This is a genomic window from Arthrobacter sp. P1_B11 (assembly GCF_056406715.1).
The window spans coordinates 25,937-43,554 of the sequence record NZ_JBFTZQ010000013.1 but is presented as its reverse complement, the minus strand read 5'-3'; the positions used below and the strand labels follow the sequence as shown (position 1 = coordinate 43,554).

The window sequence follows — 17,618 nt, the reverse complement described above, 5'->3', positions numbered from 1 at the left end:
CGACGGTCTTCCGCCGTCGTTCTTCCCCGCTTTTTTGGATGCCGGCAGCCGCCGCGGCTAGCTGCCGACGCGGCGCAGAAGCTTCTCGAATTCGTCGTGGTACTCGGGCTGGAGACGGATTTCTCCGTCGGCATCGGCGTCACGGAGTGCCTCCATGGCTTCAACATCCGGGTGGCTGAACCACCGGCCAACGGTCACTCCGTGGCTCGGAACGAAAAGCTTATGGATGTGGTCCCCGGCCTGGATGGAGCCGGTGCGGATCACCCGAAGGTAGGTGCCCACGCGTCCGGCCTCGGTGAAGCGCTTGACCCACTGGCTCTCCCCCATGCGCCGCTGGAAGGCAGCGCACGGAACGCGCGGCGAGGTCACCTCGACTTCGACGTCCAGGCCGATCTTCCAACGCTCGCCGATGACGGCGCCGGTGGTCTCGATGCCGGCAACGCGCAGGTTCTCACCGAATATGCCGGGCGGCAGGTCGCGCTGCAGTGCACCGACCCAGTAGTCCGCATCGGCCTGGGAGTAGGCATACAGCGCCTGGTCCTCGCCGCCGTGGTGGATCCTGCTGGCCTGGATATCGCCGTGCAGGCCAAGTTTGTGCACCTTCACGGGCCCTTCGACAGGGCGTTTGTCGATCGCGGTGACACCCACGCTCCCCTCATCAGGCAGGAGCTGGTGTACCCGGCAGACGGCAAGCAGAGTGGCGGTGTCCATGGCAACAGTCTAGGTTCTCGGGACTGTGCCGTATGCCGTGTGCCGATAGTGGCCCGTCCCACATATTTGTTAGCGGCACGCCGGTGCAACTACTAGGCTGACTGCAGGATTCCGTTGCGGGCGCCGCCCGCTCAAGACGGCACGCCACCGGCGTGAACTGATCCGCCGTGACTAATCGATGCAGTGACTTAATCAATGACTTAATCAGAGTGACCCGACAGCATGGACCAGCAGGGGGACCCGTGAACCCGGAGAAAGACCCGCCGAAAGACCGCGACGGCGATGCGCGCGACGATGCGTCCGCCGCCGGCGCGCCGAAGCCGCCGCCGTGGCAGGTGCCCAAGCCGGAGCTCCGGCCCGAGCTGCTGGACCCCGAGTTGTTCAAGCCCTCCGGACAGCGCCCGGGGAAGCCCGGCAAACGGGGCCGCGGAAAGCCCGGCTCCACGTCCCAGGCTGGCCCCTCCGGCGAACCGGGGCAGCCGGACTTCCCCGCGCCGAGCCCCATCATCGACCCCTTCGCCCGGGAGCGCGAGCGCGAACTGAACTCCGCAGCGGCCCGGAAAAAGCGCTCGCAGCGCCGCACCGTGGTGGTGGGCCTCGGCGTGACGGCGCTGCTGGCCGGCACCATCACGGCGATCGTCGCCAGCAATGAGCAGGATGCGGACTACGCGCAGGTCTGCTTCAACGACGAGACCGGCGAACGGGTGGAGGACACCCAGTGCAACAGCACAGCTGGCCGGGGCGGCGGCCTCTACGCCTGGTACTTCTACGCCCGGGGAGCAAGTGTTCCGGGCGTGGGGCAGAACCGGTCTTCCTACCCGAGCTTCACCAGGACGGTTCCGCAGGGGGCCAAGACGTCCACGGGATACAGCAGCAAGGGCGGCACCGTCAGCAGGGGCGGCTTCGGCAGCAGCTCCAAGGGCGGAAGCACGGGAGGCTAGGGGTGAAGAGACTTTTCGCAACGCCCCGGCCGGACTGGAAACAGAAAATCGAAGAGCAGGGCCTGGTTTTCTCGACCACCACCATGCCGGACGGCAAGAAAATCGAGTATTGGAACGAGTCCGCCTACTACGAATTCACCATGGACGAGGTGGAGGCCCTGGAGCAGACCGCGGAGGACATGCACGGGATGTGCCTTGAGGCCGCAAAGTTCCTGGCCACCGGAGCCATGGGACCCATAGGCATCGGCCAGCAGGGGCTGGAACTGGCGGCCGAATCGCTGCAGGCCGGGGACATGGACATCTACGGCCGCTTCGATTTCATCTACGACGGCCAGGGCGGCGCCGCCAAGATGCTCGAGTACAACGCCGACACGCCCACGGGCCTGATCGAGGCTGCCGTGGCCCAATGGTTCTGGCTGCAGGACGTGTTTCCGGACAAGGACCAGTGGAACGGCATCCACGAGGCCCTCATCCGGCAGTGGAAGAAGCTTCAGTACCGGACCGGCATGAGCACCCTGCACATCGCCCACTCGGAGGCGGAGGAATCCGGGGAGGACTGGATGACCGCCGCGTACATGCGTGACGTCGCCAGCCAGGCGGGCTGGACCACCATCGGCATCAACATGTCAGACATCGGCTGGGACCCCAACCTGAAACGCTTTGTGGACCTGGACAACTTCATGATCAGCACCATCTTCAAGCTCTACCCCTGGGAGCTGATGATGAAGGAGCCCTTCGGCCACCGCCTGCTCGAGCGTGCCCACAATCCGCGCTGGGTGGAGCCGGCCTGGAAGATGCTTCTTTCGAACAAGGCGCTGCTCGCTGCCCTTTGGCACCTCTACCCCGGACACCCGAACCTGCTGCCGGCCTACCTCGACGGGCCCGGGCCCCTGAAGGAGTGGGTGGCCAAGCCGCTGCACGGGCGGGAGGGCGACAACATCAGGATCCACGCCGAGGGCATCAGCCTGGAGCAGCCCGGCGGCTATGGCCGCGAGGGCTGGTGCTACCAGCAGTTCCACCGGCTGCCCGACTCTGACGGCAACCACCCCGTCCTTGGCCTGTGGGTGGTGGACGGCGAGTCCGTCGGCTGCGGCATCCGCGAATCGGACGGCCCCATCACCGACTACTTCTGCCGCTTCGTGCCAAACACCATCGACGCACCGGCGCCCCTCTCCATCCAGGCCCACTCCGCGGCCAACTCCAGCAAGGCAGGTATCGCACTATGAGCACCGGAACCACGACGGCGGGCGGCGGCGCCGGAAACCGGCCGCCTGGCGCGGTTCCCGGCAAGGGGCTGCGCGCCGGGATCCTGGACCTCGGCGACTCCGTCATGCTGGGCCTGGCCTCGACCGCGCCGGTCTATTCGCTCGCCGCCACCTTGGGGCTGATTGCGGCTGTGAACGGGAACTACACCGCACTGGTCCTGGTCTTGGGCTTCATTCCCGTGCTGTTCATCGCGTACGCGTTCCGCGAGCTCAACAGTGCCATGCCGGACTGCGGCACCACCTTCATCTGGGCCCGCAACGCCTTCGGTCCGTGGGCAGGCTGGCTGGGCGGCTGGGGTGTTGCGCTCGCCGGCATCGTGGTCCTGGCCAATCTGGCGCAGGTGGCCGGGCAGTACCTGTGGCTGCTGGTGGGCGACGGTTCCCTTGCGGAGAACAGCCTGCTGGTCACGGCTACGGGAGTTATGTTCATCGCCTTCATGACTCTGGTGAACTACCGCGGGATCCGGCTGGGCGAGCATGTGCAGCGCGTCCTGACCTACGTGCAGTACATCTCGCTGGGCATCTTTGCGGTGGCCATCATTTTCAGGATCGCGGGCGGGGCATCCACCAGCGCCACAGCCATACAGCCGTTCGATATCGAGTGGTTCAATCCCGCGGGCGCCTTCGCTGATCCGGGCGCGGTGGTCCACGGCTCCCTTCTGGCCCTGTTCATCTACTGGGGGTGGGACACCTGCCTTGCGGTGAACGAGGAAACGGAGAACCCGTCCACCACTCCGGGCCGCGGCGCCGTCATCTCGGCCTTCGTCCTGGTGGCCATCTACGTGTCCATGGCGCTCCTGGTGATGATGTACGCCACCGTGGGGTCCGAAGGGATCGGCCTCGGCAACAGTGAGAACCAGAGCGACGTCTTCCTTGCCATGAAGGACGTGGTCCTTGGCCCGTGGGGCTGGCTGATCGTCGTCGCCGTCCTGGCCTCCGTGCTCTCCTCGACGCAGACCACCATCCTCCCGACAGCACGCGGCACCCTCTCCATGGGTGTCCACGGCGCGTTGCCGCCCAAATTCGGCGCGGTCCACGCCAGGAATCAGACGCCCGGTTTCTCCACCCAGGTGATGGGAGCAGCGGCGGTTGTCTACTACGTTGCCATGAGCTTCCTCAGCGAGAACCTGCTCTCCGATTCGATCAGCTCCATCAGCCTGTTCATCGCGTTCTACTATGCCCTGACCGGCTTCGCGTGCGTCTGGTACTTCCGGCGCACCCTCCGCAATTCTGCCCGCAATCTGTGGTTTCGCGCGATCCTGCCGCTGATCGGCGCCGTGCTGCTCACGGCAGCCTTCTTCGTCTCCGCGGCACAAATGTGGGACCCGGCCTACGGGGACAGCCAGATCTTCGGCGTCGGCGGGGCGTTCGTCAGCGGCGTGGTGCTGCTCGCCCTGGGAGTGGTGCTGGCCGTGGTGTGCCGGTTCCTGCCGTCCACGCGGAACTACTTCCTGGGCAGGCAGCAGGTCTCTGCCAGTCAATAGCCCCAGCCAGGGTGGCGCCAGCCCGTAGGATGCTGGCATGAGCAACGACGCCCTTGATCCCGCTGCAGCCACGGCCGAGTACGGTCTCCCCGATCCCTCTGATGTACTGGCGCTGGATTCGCTGCTGAGCCATGACGAGCTCGCCCTCCGGCAGCGGATCCGCGACTTCACCGACCAACAGATCCGCCCGGACATCGCCGACTGGTATGACCGCGGCGTCTTTCCCCAGCACCTCCCCGCACAACTGGGCGAACTGGGTGTGCTGGGCATGCACCTGGAGGGCTACGGCTGCCCTGGCCGCTCCGCGGTGGAATACGGCCTGGCCGCCATGGAACTGGAGGCCGGCGACTCCGGGATCCGCACCTTCGTCTCGGTGCAGGGCTCGCTGGCCATGACCGCCATCCACAAATGGGGCTCCGAGGACCAGAAACAGGAGTGGCTCCCCCGCATGGCCGCCGGCGAGGTAATCGGCTGCTTCGCGCTGACCGAGCCGTCCGCGGGTTCTGATCCGTCGTCCATGACCACCACGGCCAGGCAGGACGGCACCGGGGAGGACGCCGCCTGGATCCTGGACGGCGCCAAGCGCTGGATCGGGCTCGCCTCCATCGCCGACGTCATGGTGGTGTGGGCCAGGACCGACGACGGCGTCCGCGGCTTCCTCGTGCCGGCCGGCACTGCGGGAGTCACCGCCGCGCCGATCGGCAGGAAACTTTCCATGCGCGCCTCCGTCCAGTGCGATGTAGTGTTCGACGGCGTCCGGCTGGGACCCGAGGCCCTGCTGCCGGGCGCGGTCGGACTCAGCGGGCCGTTTTCCTGCCTCAACGAGGCCCGCTACGGCATAGCCTGGGGCGCGATGGGCGCCGCCCGTGACTCCTACGAGGCGGCCCTGAACTACTCGATGGAACGGATGCAGTTCGGCCGGCCGCTCTCCGGTTACCAGCTCACCCAGGAGAAGCTGGTGAACATGCTGCTGGAAATCCAGAAGGGCACCATGCTTGCGCTGCACCTGGGCCGTCTCAAGGATTCCGGCAGGCTCCGTCCCGAACAGATTTCGCTGGCCAAGCTGAACAACGTCCGTGAGGCCATCAGGATCGCCCGCGAGGCACGGACCATTCTGGGCGGCAACGGGATCACCCTGGACTACTCGCCGCTGCGGCACGCTGCGAACCTGGAGTCCGTCCGCACGTACGAGGGAACGGACGAGGTCCATACCCTGATCATCGGACAGCACATCACCGGGCTGTCCGCCTTCCGGTGACGAGGTTGGCAGGAGCCGCTGGTTGAGCTTGTCGAAACCGGTTTCGACAAGCTCAACACCGACGCGCGCTAAAGCACTCAGGCCGAGAAGCCGCCGTCGGCTTTGATCAGCTGGCCCGACACCCAGCGTCCCGCCGGGGACAGCAGGAAGGCGACGGTGCCCGCTACATCCGCCGGAGTCCCAAGCCGGCCACCGGGCTGGCGACGGGACAGTTCCTCCCGAAGCTCCCCGTCCATCCAGCCGGTGTCCACCGGCCCCGGGTTCAGCACGTTCGCCGTGATGCCCAGCGGGCCCAGTTCCCGGGCGGAGGCAATGACGATCCGGTCCAGCGCCCCCTTGGACGCCCCGTACGGCAGGTTGAACGCTGTGTGGTCGCTGGTCAGCGCGACGATCGCACCGCCGTCGTCGGCTGCCTGCCGGGCGAATGCAGCGATCAGCTGCCAGCTGGCGCGCGTGTTCACGGCGAAGTGACGCTCAAAGCTTTCCAGCGTGGTGTCCAGGACGCCCGAATCAACGGACTCCGCGTGGCTCAGCACCAATCCGTGGAGCGTGCCCGTCTGTTCCGCGATGCCGGCCATCAGCCTGTCCACGGCCTGCGGATCCTGGAAATCGGCGGGCAGTGCCAGCACCCGGGCACCGATGGCTTCCAGCTCGGCGGTGAGCTGTTCGACGTCGTCAGGCTGGATTCCCCAGGGCATGCGGGCGTCGTACTCCTGCCAGAAGGTCAGGACCAGGTCCCAGCCGTCGGCAGCCAACTGCCGGGCGATCCCGGCGCCGATCCCGGCCAGCCGGCCGGTGCCGGTGACGAGGGCCGTTTTGCGCTGGGGTTCAACCGCCTGGAGTTCCGCGTGGTCGGGTTCAAGGCTCATGCCGGCAGCTCCGCCACTTTGCCCCGCCGCAGCACCACGAGCCAGCAGGCCATGATGGCCACGGCACAGAACACGCCTGCGCTGGAGGCCATGATCCACAGCCCGGGCGTCTGGATGTTGAGGTTCCCTGCCCCGAACGCGGTGCCGATGGTCTTGGGCGAGAAGAGGAACACAATGGTTGAAACCCCGAGGACTACTCCCATGAGCCAGCGCATCAGCCGATGACGGTGAGGAGTCTCGCGCAGGGTCCAGGCAAATGCAGGCAGCACCGCCGCTATCCAGACCCAGTGGTGGGACCACGAAACGGGACTGACGAGCAGCATGGTGAGGGCCGTGGCGGAAATGGCCACCACCCTGGAGCCTTGGTCGCTGGCGGACTTGATGACGGCCGCGCCGAGGGCCACCACCAGGAGACTCAGGACCAGCCAGGGGAGAGTGACTCCGGCAGCAGGAACACCGAAGTGCAGCAGCGCCCCTTTAATAGACAGGTTGTCCACGTAGCCTGCCCCGCCGATCCGGGAGGTGTCCGGAATGATGTCAAGCCAGAATTGCAGGGACTCTGCGGGTCTGATGAGCCAGCCCAACAGCACGGTGGAGGCGAAGCCGGCGCCCATGTTCAGCAGCCCGCGCCAGTCCCTGCGCACCAGGAAGTACAGGCCGAACACCAGGGGTGTCAGCTTGATTCCGGCCGCCACGCCCACCAGGAAGCCGCTGCCGGGCAGGCCTCGGCTCCAGCGCGGGTTGCGGGCCAGGAGGTCTGCCGCCATCATCCCCATCAGGAGGATGTTGATCTGGCCGAAGGCCAGGGTCTCGCGCCACGGGCCCAGGTTGAGAACAGCCAAGAGCAGCACAACCGCGCCCAGGCGGTTGAGCAGCGAGGGCAGCGTGGCGGAGGCAAAGGTGCTGCGCCAGTCGGACTTGGCGTTCCAGTAGCGGACTCCGCGCGCCGCCACCCATGCGGCGACGGCCACCCCGGCGGCGTTGAAGAGCAAGAGGGCCGTTTCCTGCGGCAGCCTGGCCAGCAGGCTGAAGAGGAGCGCCGCGAACGGCGGATAGGTGAACGGAAGTTGCGGACCACCTGCCCATTCCAGTGTCAGACGGTAGAGGCCCGACGGCGCGAGGCCGGCTTCGTTCAGGACCTTGCCGCCGTGCCAGTAGACGCTGAAGTCCAGGCCCTTCTCGCCCCACGCGTCGAGCCGCGATGAGATGAAGATGGCGGCGGCCAGCACCGCGAGCAGCGTCAGGAACTCCGCGGAGAGCACCGCGGCCAAAGGACGGCGCAGGCGCCCCTCCGGGCCGGCGACCCTTCCGTCTTGTGCGTCAGCGGGCGTACTGCCTTGTGCTTGGGCGTCGAGCAGTGCCATTCAGTGTCCCCCTGATGTGCAATCCTGCCGAAGCGTGGATCCTGTATGTGCGCCTGCTGCACGCGTTTTGCGCCGTGCCGCAGGACCCGCGCCCGACCAGGCGCCACCCGCTCATTCTACTGACCGCTGGCCGCTTGCTCCGGCGCCCTCGCCGCTGCGGACCGCAAAGTATCAGGCAGCGCCGGCGGCGACCGGTGCAGGCTGCGCCTTGCCGGCATCCTTGCGCATCGTGGCGCTGATGACCGCGGCAATGGTGCACATCGCGGCAGCGGCAAACCACGCGTAGGTGTATTGGCCCGTGGCGTCGCGGATCGCCCCTGCGGCCAGGGCTGCCGCTGCGGCGCCGAGCTGGTGGGCTGCGAAGACCCAGCCGAACACCACGCTGCCGTCTGCGCCGAACACCTTGCGGCAGATGGCGGCCGTGGGCGGCACGGTGGCCACCCAGTCGAGGCCGTAGATCACCACGAACACGATCATGCTGGGCTGGACCGAAGCGCTCAGGAGCAGCGGGAGCACCAGCAGCCCGATCCCGCGGAACTGGTAGTACACGGCCAGCAGGATCCTCGGGTTGAAGCGGTCGGTCAGCCACCCGGAAGCGATGGTGCCCAGGATGTCGAAAATCCCGACGACCGCCAGCAGGCCCGCCGCGGTGGTCTCCGGCATGCCGTGGTCGTGGGCGGAGGGAATGAAGTGGGTCCCGATGAGTCCGTTGGTGGTGGCGCCGCAGATGGCGAATCCGGCCACGAGTGCCCAGAATGTGCGCACCTTGCTGGCACGCTTGAGCACCTGCAGCGCGCGGACAGCCGCGTTGCCGCTGGGCTGGGCGGCGGATCCGGTGACCGCAGTGACAGCGACGGCGTCGGCGTCGGCCGGAGGGGCGGACCCCGGTTCCGAGTCGCTGACCGACGCCTCCGCGCCGTAAGGCAACACCCCGACGTCGGCCGGCGAGTTCTTCAGGAACTTCAGCACCAGCGGGACTACCGCCAGGGCGCCGGCCGCGATCAGGAGGGAGGCCTGGCGCCAGCCGGGATCCTGCGCCAGCATGGCCATGAACGGCAGGAAGACCAGCTGGCCGGCGGCGCTGCCGGCGGTCAGGATTCCGATCACCAGCCCGCGGCTCCTGGCGAACCATGTGTTGGCGATGGTCGCCGCGAACACGAGCGCCATGGAGCCGGTCCCCAGTCCGATCAGCAGCCCCCAGGTCAGCAGGATCTGCCAGGACTGGCTGACCAGCACGGTCAGCGCGCTGCCGGCCCCAATCAGGACGAGCGCCACGGCCGTCACGGCGCGGATCCCGAACCGTTCCATGAGGGCGGCGGCGAACGGGGCGGTGAGGCCGAACAAGACCAGGTTGATGCTGACAGCTGCAGACAGCACCGTGGTGGACCAGCCGAATTCCTGCTGCAGCGGGACCATGAGCACGCCGGGCGCGGCCCGGAAACCGGCGGCGCCAACAAGAGCCAGGAACGCCACGGACGCCACAATCCAGGCCGGGTGCAGCCGGCGCCGCCGCGGCGTCCCGGGGGTTGCGGTCTGCGTCCCGGGGGTCGCGGGCTGCGTCCCGGGGGTCGCGGGCTGCGTCCCGGGGCTTCCGTGTTCCTGGGTTCTGGCGTCCGGGGCTTCGGCTTCGCTCACTTCGTTGCTGCTCATGCTGCGGCCCCTTGTTGTCCGGTTGCTTCCGTGGCGGCGGGTTCTGCTTGCCCGTGCTCTGCTTGCTCGAACCCTGCTTGCTCCTGCCCTGTCGGTTCCTGGTCGGAATCGGGCGCGGTTGCCAGCGGTACCGGCCTTCCGGTGCGCGTCAGGCTGTGCCAGCTCGTGTTGTCGGCCGTGAGCCGCTCACCGCATTCCACGCAGGTGTCCGCCGAGCTGGTCCGGTGCCCGCACCGCGAATGGATCACGTACATATGGGCAGCTTCGGACGGTGCGGGGAGATGCTTTTCCGCCCAGATCACCACGGCGTTGAGGACCGGCAGCGCATCCTCGCCCTTGGGGGTAAGCACGTACTCCTGGCGGGTGCGGCCGCCGTCGTCATACGGTTTTTTGGTCAGCAGCCCGGACTCGACGAGGGCGGCGAGCCGCTTGGTAAGGACCGAATCCGCCACCCTGAGGCGCTCCTTCATGGAGTCGAAGCGGCCGTTGCCGAAGAACACCTCGCGCAGGACCAGCATGCCCCAGGGGTCGCCGAGAATGTCGAGGCCGCGGGCCATGCTGCAGGTGCGTTGGGACCAGTCCGAGCGGAGTGCCATGAGGCGAGCCTAGATGACTTTCTTGAAGAAAGCCAGGCCCTGGGCGTTGAGATGGGCATTTCGCGGCAATCCGCCTCGGGAACACTGTCGGCGAAATGTCACTTCGGCGCAGAAGGTTCCTTCCGCAGCCCGGCCCGCGCGGGGCGGTACGCCAGGGCCCAGTAGCCGAGCATCGCCATGCCGCACAACACGCCAAGGCTGGAGACCATCAGCGGCCACGCCGTCCGCGGATTCGCGCCCCAGACTTCGGCCCCGGCCATCATGGCGAGGTCCTTCGGGGTGAGGTAAAACGCCACTGCCGCCGCTGCCACGAGGATCCAGCCGGCCAGCCGCATCCGGCCTGCCCGGGAGGGAACCCGGTGCATCGCAAAGGCCATGGAAGGCAGTGCCACGGCCATCCACACCCAGTGGTGCGACCACGAGATCGGGCTGATGAGAAGCATGAGCACCGCAGTCGCTGACACCGCCACGAAGTTTTCGTCGGCGGCAACGGTCCACTTGATCACCAGCGCGGCCACCGCCACGAGCGCGAGGGAGAGCACAAGCCACAGCAGGCTGGTGACCCCTGAGTCCGGCAGTCCTAGGTGCAGCAGCAGTCCCTTGACGGAAAGGTTGTCCACGTAGCCGGGATCGCCGATGCGGCCGGTGTCGGGAAGGATCTTGGTCCAGAACATGACCGAGGCGTTGGGCAGCACGGCCCAGGCCACGGCGATGGATCCGAGGAATCCGGCGGCCATCCATCCCAGCGCTTTGAAGTCGCGGCGCACCAGGAAGTACAGCCCGAACACCAGCGGCGTGAGCTTGATCCCGGCAGCCATCCCGATCAGCAGCCCGGCAGGCCAGCGGATTTCGCCGGCGCGGGCCTTTCCGTGCAGGGCGAAATCCGTCAGGATCAAGCCCATCAGGATGATGTTGATCTGCCCGAAAACGAAGGTGTCGCGCCACGGACCCAGGAGCAGAATGGCCCCCGTTCCGGCGAGCGCCACGGCCCGGAAACGCCAGTCCGCGAAGGTCTCGCGCCAGCGGCCCAGGCCGAAGTAATGCCGGCTCAGCCAGGCCGAGACCACCGCGGCTCCGGCCAGCGCCGCGCCAATGAACAGCATGCTGCTCTGGCCGAGGCTCATGGTGGCCAGCCCGGCGAACAGCAGGGCTGCGAACGGCGGGTACGTGAAGGGCAGCCCATCGCGGACGGCGTAAAGTTCGCTGACCCCGCTCTCACCGGTCTGCAGCACCTTGGTTCCGCCGTAGTAGTACACCTCGAAGTCGTTCATCATCGGGGCGTACTGGGTGTACAGCACCGCGAGGGAGGCGACGACGGCGAGCGCACCCGCCGCCGTCATCAGCCATCCGCGGGCGGCCTGCCGCCCTGTGGCCGGCGGCCGTGCTGACTTCCAGACTGCTGACTGCGGTAGTGCTGGCTGCACCGGCCTCTGCGTCCGGTCGGGGGTCTCCGGAGCCGCCGTCACTTGATGAACGTGAAGGCTTGCTCGAGGTCCGCGATGAGGTCCTCGACGTCCTCGATGCCGCAGGAAAGGCGGATGAGGTTAACGGGGACCGCCAGCTCGGTGCCCTTCACAGAGGCGTGCGTCATTTCCGAGGGGTAGTTCATCAGGGATTCGATGCCGCCCAGCGACTCCGCCAGGGTGAAGACCGTGGTGGATTCGGCCACCTTCCGCGCGGCCGCTTCGCCACCCTTGAACTGCACGGAGATCATGCCGCCGAACTTCTTCATTTGCTTCTTGGCGAGCTCATGGCCGGGGTGCGAGGGCAGGCCCGGGTACAGCACCGCCTCAACCTCCGGGCGGTCCAGCAGCCATTCCGCCACGGCCTGGGCGTTGTCGCTGTGACGGTCCATGCGGACACCCAGAGTCTTCAGCCCGCGGGTGGTGAGGAAGGCGTCCATCGGACCGGAGACCGCGCCCACGGCGAACTGCACGAAGCCGATCTTCTCCGCCAGTTCGGCGTCCTTGACCACGATCGCGCCACCCACCACGTCGGAGTGGCCGCCGATGTATTTCGTGGTGGAGTGGACCACGACGTCGGCACCCAGGGCGAGCGGGGTCTGCAAGTAGGGGGAAGCAAAGGTGTTATCGACGATCAGGAGGGCGCCGGCGTCGTGCGCCACCGTGGCGAGGGCCTCGATGTCGGTGATCTTCATCAGAGGGTTGGAGGGGGTTTCCACCCACACGAAACGGGTCTTGTTGGCGGCCACTGCGGCGGCGACTGATTCGAGATCTGACATGTCCACGGGGGTGTTGCCGATCCCCCAGTCGCCGAGCACGCGGCTGATCAGCCGGTACGTACCCCCGTAGGCGTCGTTGCCCAGCACAATGTGGTCGCCCGGCCGGCAAAGGGCGCGGATGAGCGAGTCCTCGGCGGCCAGGCCGGAGCTGAAGGAATAGGCGTGGGTGCCGCCCTCAAGCGCCGCGAGCTGTTCCTGCAGGGCGTCCCGGGTGGGGTTCCCGCCGCGGCCGTACTCGTACCCGTCGCGCAGGCCGCCGATGCCGTCCTGCGCATAGGTGGAACTGAAGTGCAGCGGCGGAACCACGGCGCCGGTGCGGGGCTCGAAAGCCTGGCCGGCGTGCACAGCGCGGGTGTTGAATCCTTGGTTTTCAGAGACAGACATGAAGTTCCTTTCGGCTGGTATCCGGTGATCGAACGTGTCGAGATCAAGGTTTCGACAAGCTCAACCAACGGACTGGCAGGCTCAACCACTGGGTCAGTTGCTGAGGTACGCGAGGAGGTCGTGGCGGGTGAGGATGCCCACGGGAGCGCCGACGAACGTCACCATCACGGTGTCGACGTCGGAGAGCAGTTCGCGGGCGGCCGAGATCGTTTCCAGCGAGCCGATCACCGGGAGCCGCGCTCCCATGTGCTCGGAAATCTTGTCCGTGAGCTTGGCCTCGCCGCGGAACAGCTTGGCGGTCAGCGAGCGCTCGTCCACGGCTCCGAGGACCTCGCCCATCACCACGGGCGGTTCCTGGGACAGCACCGGGATGTGGCTGACACCGAACTCGTTCATGATGTTGATGACATCGCGGACGGTCTCGTTCGGGTGGATGTGGACCAGGTCCGGCAGTTCGCCCGTCTTGGACTTGATGACCTCGCCCACGGAGGCTTCCTCGCCGCCGGACAGGAAGCCGTAGGAGCGCATCCACTGGTCGTTGAAGATCTTGGCGAGGTAGCCGCGGCCGGAATCCGGCAGGATCACCACCACCACTGCGTCCTCGGGGAGGTCGCGGGCGGTCTGGAGCGCGGCGACGACGGCCATGCCTGAGGAACCGCCCACCAGGAGGCCTTCCTCGCGGGCGAGCCGCCGGGTCATGGCGAAGGAATCAGCGTCGGTGACGGCGATGACCTGGTCCGGAACTGACTTGTCGTAGTTGGCGGGCCACATGTCCTCGCCCACGCCTTCAACGAAGTACGGCCTGCCGGTGCCGCCCGAGTAGACAGAGCCTTCGGGGTCTGCCCCGATGATCTTGACCCGGCCGCCGTCGGACTCCGGACGGTTCGCCGAGACCTCCTTGAGGAACCGGCCCGTGCCGGTGATCGTGCCGCCGGTGCCGGCGCCGATCACGCAGTGCGTCACCGTTCCGTCGGTGTCCCGCCAGATTTCCGGGCCGGTGCTCTCATAATGGCTGCGCGGTGCCGCAGGGTTGGAGAACTGGTCCGGCTTGTAGGCGCCGGGGATCTCGGTGACCAGGCGGTCCGAAACGCCGTAGTAGCTCTGCGGGCTGTCCGGCGCGACGGCTGTGGGCGTCACCACCACTTCGGCCCCGTAGGCCTGGAGGACGGCCCTCTTGTCCTCCCCCACCTTGTCCGGCACCACGAAGATGCACTTGTAGCCCTTTTGCTGTGCCACGAGGGCCAGCCCGACGCCGGTGTTGCCGGAGGTGGGCTCGATGATGGTGCCGCCGGGCTTCAGCTTGCCGTCCCGTTCGGCTTCCTCGATCATCTTGGCCGCGATGCGGTCCTTGATGGAACCGCCGGGGTTCACGTATTCCAGCTTCACGAGGACTGTGGCTTTGATGCCGTCGGTGACGTGGTTGAGCTTGATCAGCGGGGTGTTGCCGATTAGGTCCAAAACGGACTGGGCGTACTTCATGGGTACAAACTTACCGTCTTGCCCGCATGCGGTCCTCTTGGCAGCTTTCGGTGCGAAGATTATGCGGTGACGCCCCTGCGCCTGCCGAAGAACTTGCGGAGTTATCTTCTCCCAGGCGTCATGCTTGCCGCGGGCGCCGGAACCCTCGCCGCCGGGTTCCTGCCCTGGGACTCGTTCCGGGAGCTGGCCGGACGCACCGTTCCCGTGCTGGCCTTTGTGCTGGCGATGACGGTGGTCACTGAACTGGTGGACGACGCCGGGCTGTTCCGGGTGGTGACCGACCGCATCGCCGCGCTGGGCCGGGGCAGCGTCTTCCTGCTGTGGCTCCTGGTGCTTGCCTTGTCCGCCGTCGCCACCGCGTTCCTGTCGCTGGATACCACCGCCGTGCTGGTGACACCAGTTGTGGTGCTCCTGGCGGTCCATGCCCGGATCCCTCCGCTGCCGTTCGCCTTGAGCACGGTATGGCTGGCCAACACGGCGTCGCTGCTTCTCCCCGTCTCCAACCTCACCAACCTGCTCGCGCAGGGAAGGCTTTCACTGACTCCGCTGCGTTTCGCCGGGCTGATGTGGGCACCTTGGCTAGTGGGCGTCCTGGTGCCCGCCGCACTGCTGTGGCTTGCGTTCCGCAAGGACCTTCGCGGCCGCTACGGTCCCCAGCCGGCGCACTGGGTGCGGGACCGGAGCCTGCTGAAGGCGGCCGGCGGAACCCTGCTCGTGCTGCTTCCGGCGTTGGTTTCCGGCGTCCCGGTGGCGATTCCCGCCATGGCCGCGGCAGCGTTCCTCCTGGCGGTATTCCTGTGGCGCCGCCCGTCCGCGCTGCGCTGGTCCATGGTGCCGTGGCGCCCGCTCATGCTGACGGCTGGGCTGTTCATGGTGGTGGAGGCCCTGCACTCTCACGGCCTCACGCAGGCGCTGGCCCCGGCGGCCGGATCGGGCGAGACGTTCCCGGAGCTGCTGCGGCTGGCCGCGCTGGGAGCCGGTTCGGCCAACATCGCCAACAACCTTCCCGCGTACCTGGCCCTGGAGCCTGTGGCCGGCTCACCGGTGCGGCTGGCGGCCCTGCTCATCGGAGTCAACCTTGGGCCCCTCGTTTCGCCGTGGGCTTCGCTCGCCACACTGCTGTGGCACGAGCGGCTCCAGACCCTGAACCTGCGCGTCCGGTGGGGTGGCTTCGCACTGGCTGGCCTCGTCGTCGTCCTGCTGGCACTGCCGCTGGCAGTGCTTGCGCTGTGGCTGGGCAACGGGATGCCCTGAATTTTCGGCTGGGGCACCCTAGCCAATAACCATCCCGGCACGGCAGGCTGGCTACGCATCCTCCCTCAGCTTTCGACGAAAGGAACCCTTGCCATGGACTGGACCCTCGAAGTGGTGGTGCTCCCGGTGAGTGATATCGGCCGCGCCGTGGAGTTTTACCGCGACAAGGTGGGCTTCAACCTTGATCACGACACCAAGAATGAGCACATGCACGTGGTCCAGCTGACGCCGCGTGGCTCAGGCTGTTCGATCGTGATCGGCGATCTCCCCGCCCAAAATGAGATGGCCCCCGGGTCCATGCGCGGACTGCAGCTGGTGGTGCCGGACGCCCGGGCCGCGCGCGACGAGCTGCTCAGCCGGGGCGTGGAGGCGAGCGAAATAACCGTCTTTGACGAGCGCGACGGCGGCACCTTCTTCGGGTTCAGCGATCCCGACGGCAACACCTGGGCCGTGCAGGAACTCAAGGTCCGCGCCCAGAAGCCGCTGATCCCGGCGGAGGCCCGCGCCCGCTTCGGCGAGGAGTAGCTTTAGCCCGCTGCGCCCTCCGCACCGCCGGCCGCCCCGGCCGCTTCGGCCGGAAGGTTCTCCCACAGGCCCAGGACGTTGCCCTCGGTGTCCTTGAAGTAGGCATAGAAACCCATGCCGGGAATGGCATCCTTCGGCTTGACCACGGAACCGCCGAGCTGCTCGACAGTCCGCAGGGTGGCTTCGATGTCGTCGACGTCCACCGTGATGACGGGGGTCGTCAGCTCGCCTTCCCGGGCCATCATGCCGCCGTTGATGGCTCCGGGTTCAGTAGGCCTGCCGGTCTGTTCATCCATCGGGGTGGTGATGACCACGTTGTAGTCCATCTCCGGCATGGGATCGATCCGCCAGCCGAGGGCCTGACTGTAGAAGTTTCTCGCCCGGTCCTGGTCGTCCGCGGGGATTTCGAAATGCACCACTCCACCCATTGCGCTCACCTGACAGTTTGAAGGGAAGACGCGGCGGACCCGCGCCACACCTGGGATTGTAGTCCTCCGCACCGCACTGGTTAAGGGCTGTCCGGAAGCTCCCCGGCACGCGCTGTCAGCGGTCCGTGGGACGATGATTCAATGACCATCACAGACGTCCCCGCCAGCGTTGCCGCTGCCGCTGACGCCTCCCTGCGGTGGCATCCCGGAGGTCCCTACAGCCTGCGCCAGACCCTGGGCACGCTCATGCGCGGCAACGGAGATCCCTCATTTGCTTCCCGGCCGGAGGGCCTGTGGATGGCATTCACGACGGCGGAAGGTCCGGTCACGCTGCGGCTCACCAGCGCCGAGACAGGACCGGAACCCTACGTCGGTGTGCAGGCGTGGGGTCCCGGTTCCGCTGCGGCCCTGGCCTCCGTTCCCCGCCTGCTGGGAGCCGAGGACGATTGGTCGGCGTTTGACGAGGCCGTGTTCCACGCGACGCTCCCCCGCATGGTCCGTGACGCCCGACGCCGGAACCTCGCCGTCCGTCTGCCCTCCACGGGGCGCATGGCTGACTCGCTCGTGCCCACCATCCTGGAACAAAAGGTAACCGTCATTGAGGCGCGGCGGGGCTACCGCTACCTCATGTACCGCTATGGCACGCCAGCGCCCGGCGCGGGTTCCGTTGCACCGGCCGGGCTTCTCGTCAAGCCCACTCCTGAGCAGTGGCTCCGCATTCCGTCCTGGGAATGGCACAAGGCCGGGGTGGGTCCCCAGCGGTCGGCCACCGTCATGCGGGCGCTGCGTTCCGCCGTCGCGCTTGAACGGCTGGCCCAACTGCCGGCGGCGGAGGCTGCAGCGAAGATGCAGACCATTCCTGGCATAGGTGTGTGGACAGCCGCCGAGGTGGTGCAGCGGACACACGGCTGCCCGGACTCGGTCGCCGTGGGCGACTACCATCTGGCAGCCTATGTGGGCGCCGCGCTGACCGGCAGGAGAACTGACGACGCCGGTATGCTGGCCCTGCTGGAGCCGTGGAAGGGCCACCGGCAGCGGGTGGTCCGCATGATCGGTCTCAGCGGCTTCCGGAAACCCACGTTCGGCCCGCGCATGACCATCCAGGATCACCGCCGGCACTGAAACCAACGCGGGGTCACTTCGAGCCCAATTCCCTGCCTCCGTTGGG

Annotated in this window: 16 protein-coding genes; 7 read left to right on the top strand and 9 right to left on the bottom strand. The window is 67.3% G+C overall.

The annotated features are described in order from the left end of the window. Positions 1–57: 57 nt before the first annotated feature. Positions 58–711 (bottom strand): MOSC domain-containing protein, encoded by a 654-nt coding sequence (locus AC1D14_RS12405; RefSeq protein ID WP_230117497.1) that lies wholly within the window; start codon positions 709–711, stop codon positions 58–60. 242 nt (positions 712–953) lie between these two features. On the opposite strand from AC1D14_RS12405, the gene AC1D14_RS12400 reads away from it, so the two are divergent. The 4 genes from AC1D14_RS12400 to AC1D14_RS12385 are packed head-to-tail and all read left to right on the top strand — an operon-like array spanning position 954 to position 5,659. Then, a complete protein-coding gene (locus AC1D14_RS12400) occupies positions 954–1,652 on the top strand; it encodes a Tat pathway signal protein (protein WP_230117496.1) in 699 nt (232 codons plus the stop codon). Positions 1,653–1,654: 2 nt separating this feature from the next. Beyond that, positions 1,655–2,878 (top strand): glutathionylspermidine synthase family protein, encoded by a 1,224-nt coding sequence (locus AC1D14_RS12395; protein WP_476968569.1) that lies wholly within the window; start codon positions 1,655–1,657, stop codon positions 2,876–2,878. Then, entirely contained in the window at positions 2,875–4,401 is a 1,527-nt protein-coding gene (locus AC1D14_RS12390) for an APC family permease (RefSeq protein WP_230117494.1), read from the top strand. The genes AC1D14_RS12395 and AC1D14_RS12390 overlap by 4 nt, the downstream gene beginning before the upstream one ends. Before the next feature lie 37 nt (positions 4,402–4,438). Further along, the gene (locus AC1D14_RS12385; RefSeq protein ID WP_230117493.1) at positions 4,439–5,659 is read left to right on the top strand and encodes an acyl-CoA dehydrogenase family protein; all 1,221 of its coding nucleotides are present in this window, start codon (positions 4,439–4,441) and stop codon (positions 5,657–5,659) included. A 77-nt stretch (positions 5,660–5,736) separates the two neighbouring features. Here the strand turns inward: AC1D14_RS12385 and AC1D14_RS12380 are convergent, their stop codons facing one another. From AC1D14_RS12380 to AC1D14_RS12350, 7 genes are all read right to left on the bottom strand, one after another. Next, positions 5,737–6,528, bottom strand: a complete 792-nt coding sequence (locus AC1D14_RS12380; RefSeq protein ID WP_476968568.1) for an SDR family oxidoreductase — start codon at positions 6,526–6,528, stop codon at positions 5,737–5,739. Next, on the bottom strand, positions 6,525–7,892 hold the full coding sequence (locus AC1D14_RS12375) for a glycosyltransferase 87 family protein (protein ID WP_230117491.1): 1,368 nt from the start codon (positions 7,890–7,892) through the stop codon (positions 6,525–6,527). Before AC1D14_RS12375 ends, AC1D14_RS12380 begins: the two co-directional genes overlap by 4 nt. Positions 7,893–8,063: 171 nt before the next feature. After that, a complete protein-coding gene (locus AC1D14_RS12370; protein ID WP_230117490.1) occupies positions 8,064–9,542 on the bottom strand; it encodes an MFS transporter in 1,479 nt (492 codons plus the stop codon). Then, on the bottom strand, positions 9,539–10,138 hold the full coding sequence (locus AC1D14_RS12365; protein ID WP_230117489.1) for a winged helix-turn-helix transcriptional regulator: 600 nt from the start codon (positions 10,136–10,138) through the stop codon (positions 9,539–9,541). Before AC1D14_RS12365 ends, AC1D14_RS12370 begins: the two co-directional genes overlap by 4 nt. A 98-nt stretch (positions 10,139–10,236) precedes the next feature. Then, the gene (locus tag AC1D14_RS12360) at positions 10,237–11,478 is read right to left on the bottom strand and encodes a glycosyltransferase 87 family protein (RefSeq protein WP_230117488.1); all 1,242 of its coding nucleotides are present in this window, start codon (positions 11,476–11,478) and stop codon (positions 10,237–10,239) included. 122 nt (positions 11,479–11,600) lie between these two features. Further along, a complete protein-coding gene (locus tag AC1D14_RS12355) occupies positions 11,601–12,764 on the bottom strand; it encodes a cystathionine gamma-synthase (protein ID WP_230117487.1) in 1,164 nt (387 codons plus the stop codon). Positions 12,765–12,857: 93 nt separating this feature from the next. Further along, positions 12,858–14,243: a cystathionine beta-synthase gene (locus AC1D14_RS12350; protein WP_230117486.1), complete on the bottom strand. Its 1,386-nt coding sequence runs from the start codon at positions 14,241–14,243 to the stop codon at positions 12,858–12,860. Between the two features lie 120 nt (positions 14,244–14,363). Between AC1D14_RS12350 and AC1D14_RS12345 the strand changes: the two genes are divergently transcribed. Continuing rightward, on the top strand, positions 14,364–15,497 hold the full coding sequence (locus AC1D14_RS12345) for an SLC13 family permease (RefSeq protein WP_230117485.1): 1,134 nt from the start codon (positions 14,364–14,366) through the stop codon (positions 15,495–15,497). A gap of 93 nt (positions 15,498–15,590) precedes the next feature. Then, positions 15,591–16,022 (top strand): VOC family protein, encoded by a 432-nt coding sequence (locus AC1D14_RS12340; RefSeq protein WP_230117484.1) that lies wholly within the window; start codon positions 15,591–15,593, stop codon positions 16,020–16,022. Between the two features lie 2 nt (positions 16,023–16,024). Here the strand turns inward: AC1D14_RS12340 and AC1D14_RS12335 are convergent, their stop codons facing one another. Then, positions 16,025–16,450, bottom strand: coding sequence for a VOC family protein (locus tag AC1D14_RS12335; protein WP_476882139.1), 426 nt, complete (start codon positions 16,448–16,450; stop codon positions 16,025–16,027). Between the two features lie 141 nt (positions 16,451–16,591). On the opposite strand from AC1D14_RS12335, the gene AC1D14_RS12330 reads away from it, so the two are divergent. Continuing rightward, positions 16,592–17,572: a DNA-3-methyladenine glycosylase family protein gene (locus AC1D14_RS12330; RefSeq protein WP_230117483.1), complete on the top strand. Its 981-nt coding sequence runs from the start codon at positions 16,592–16,594 to the stop codon at positions 17,570–17,572. Positions 17,573–17,618 lie beyond the last annotated feature (46 nt).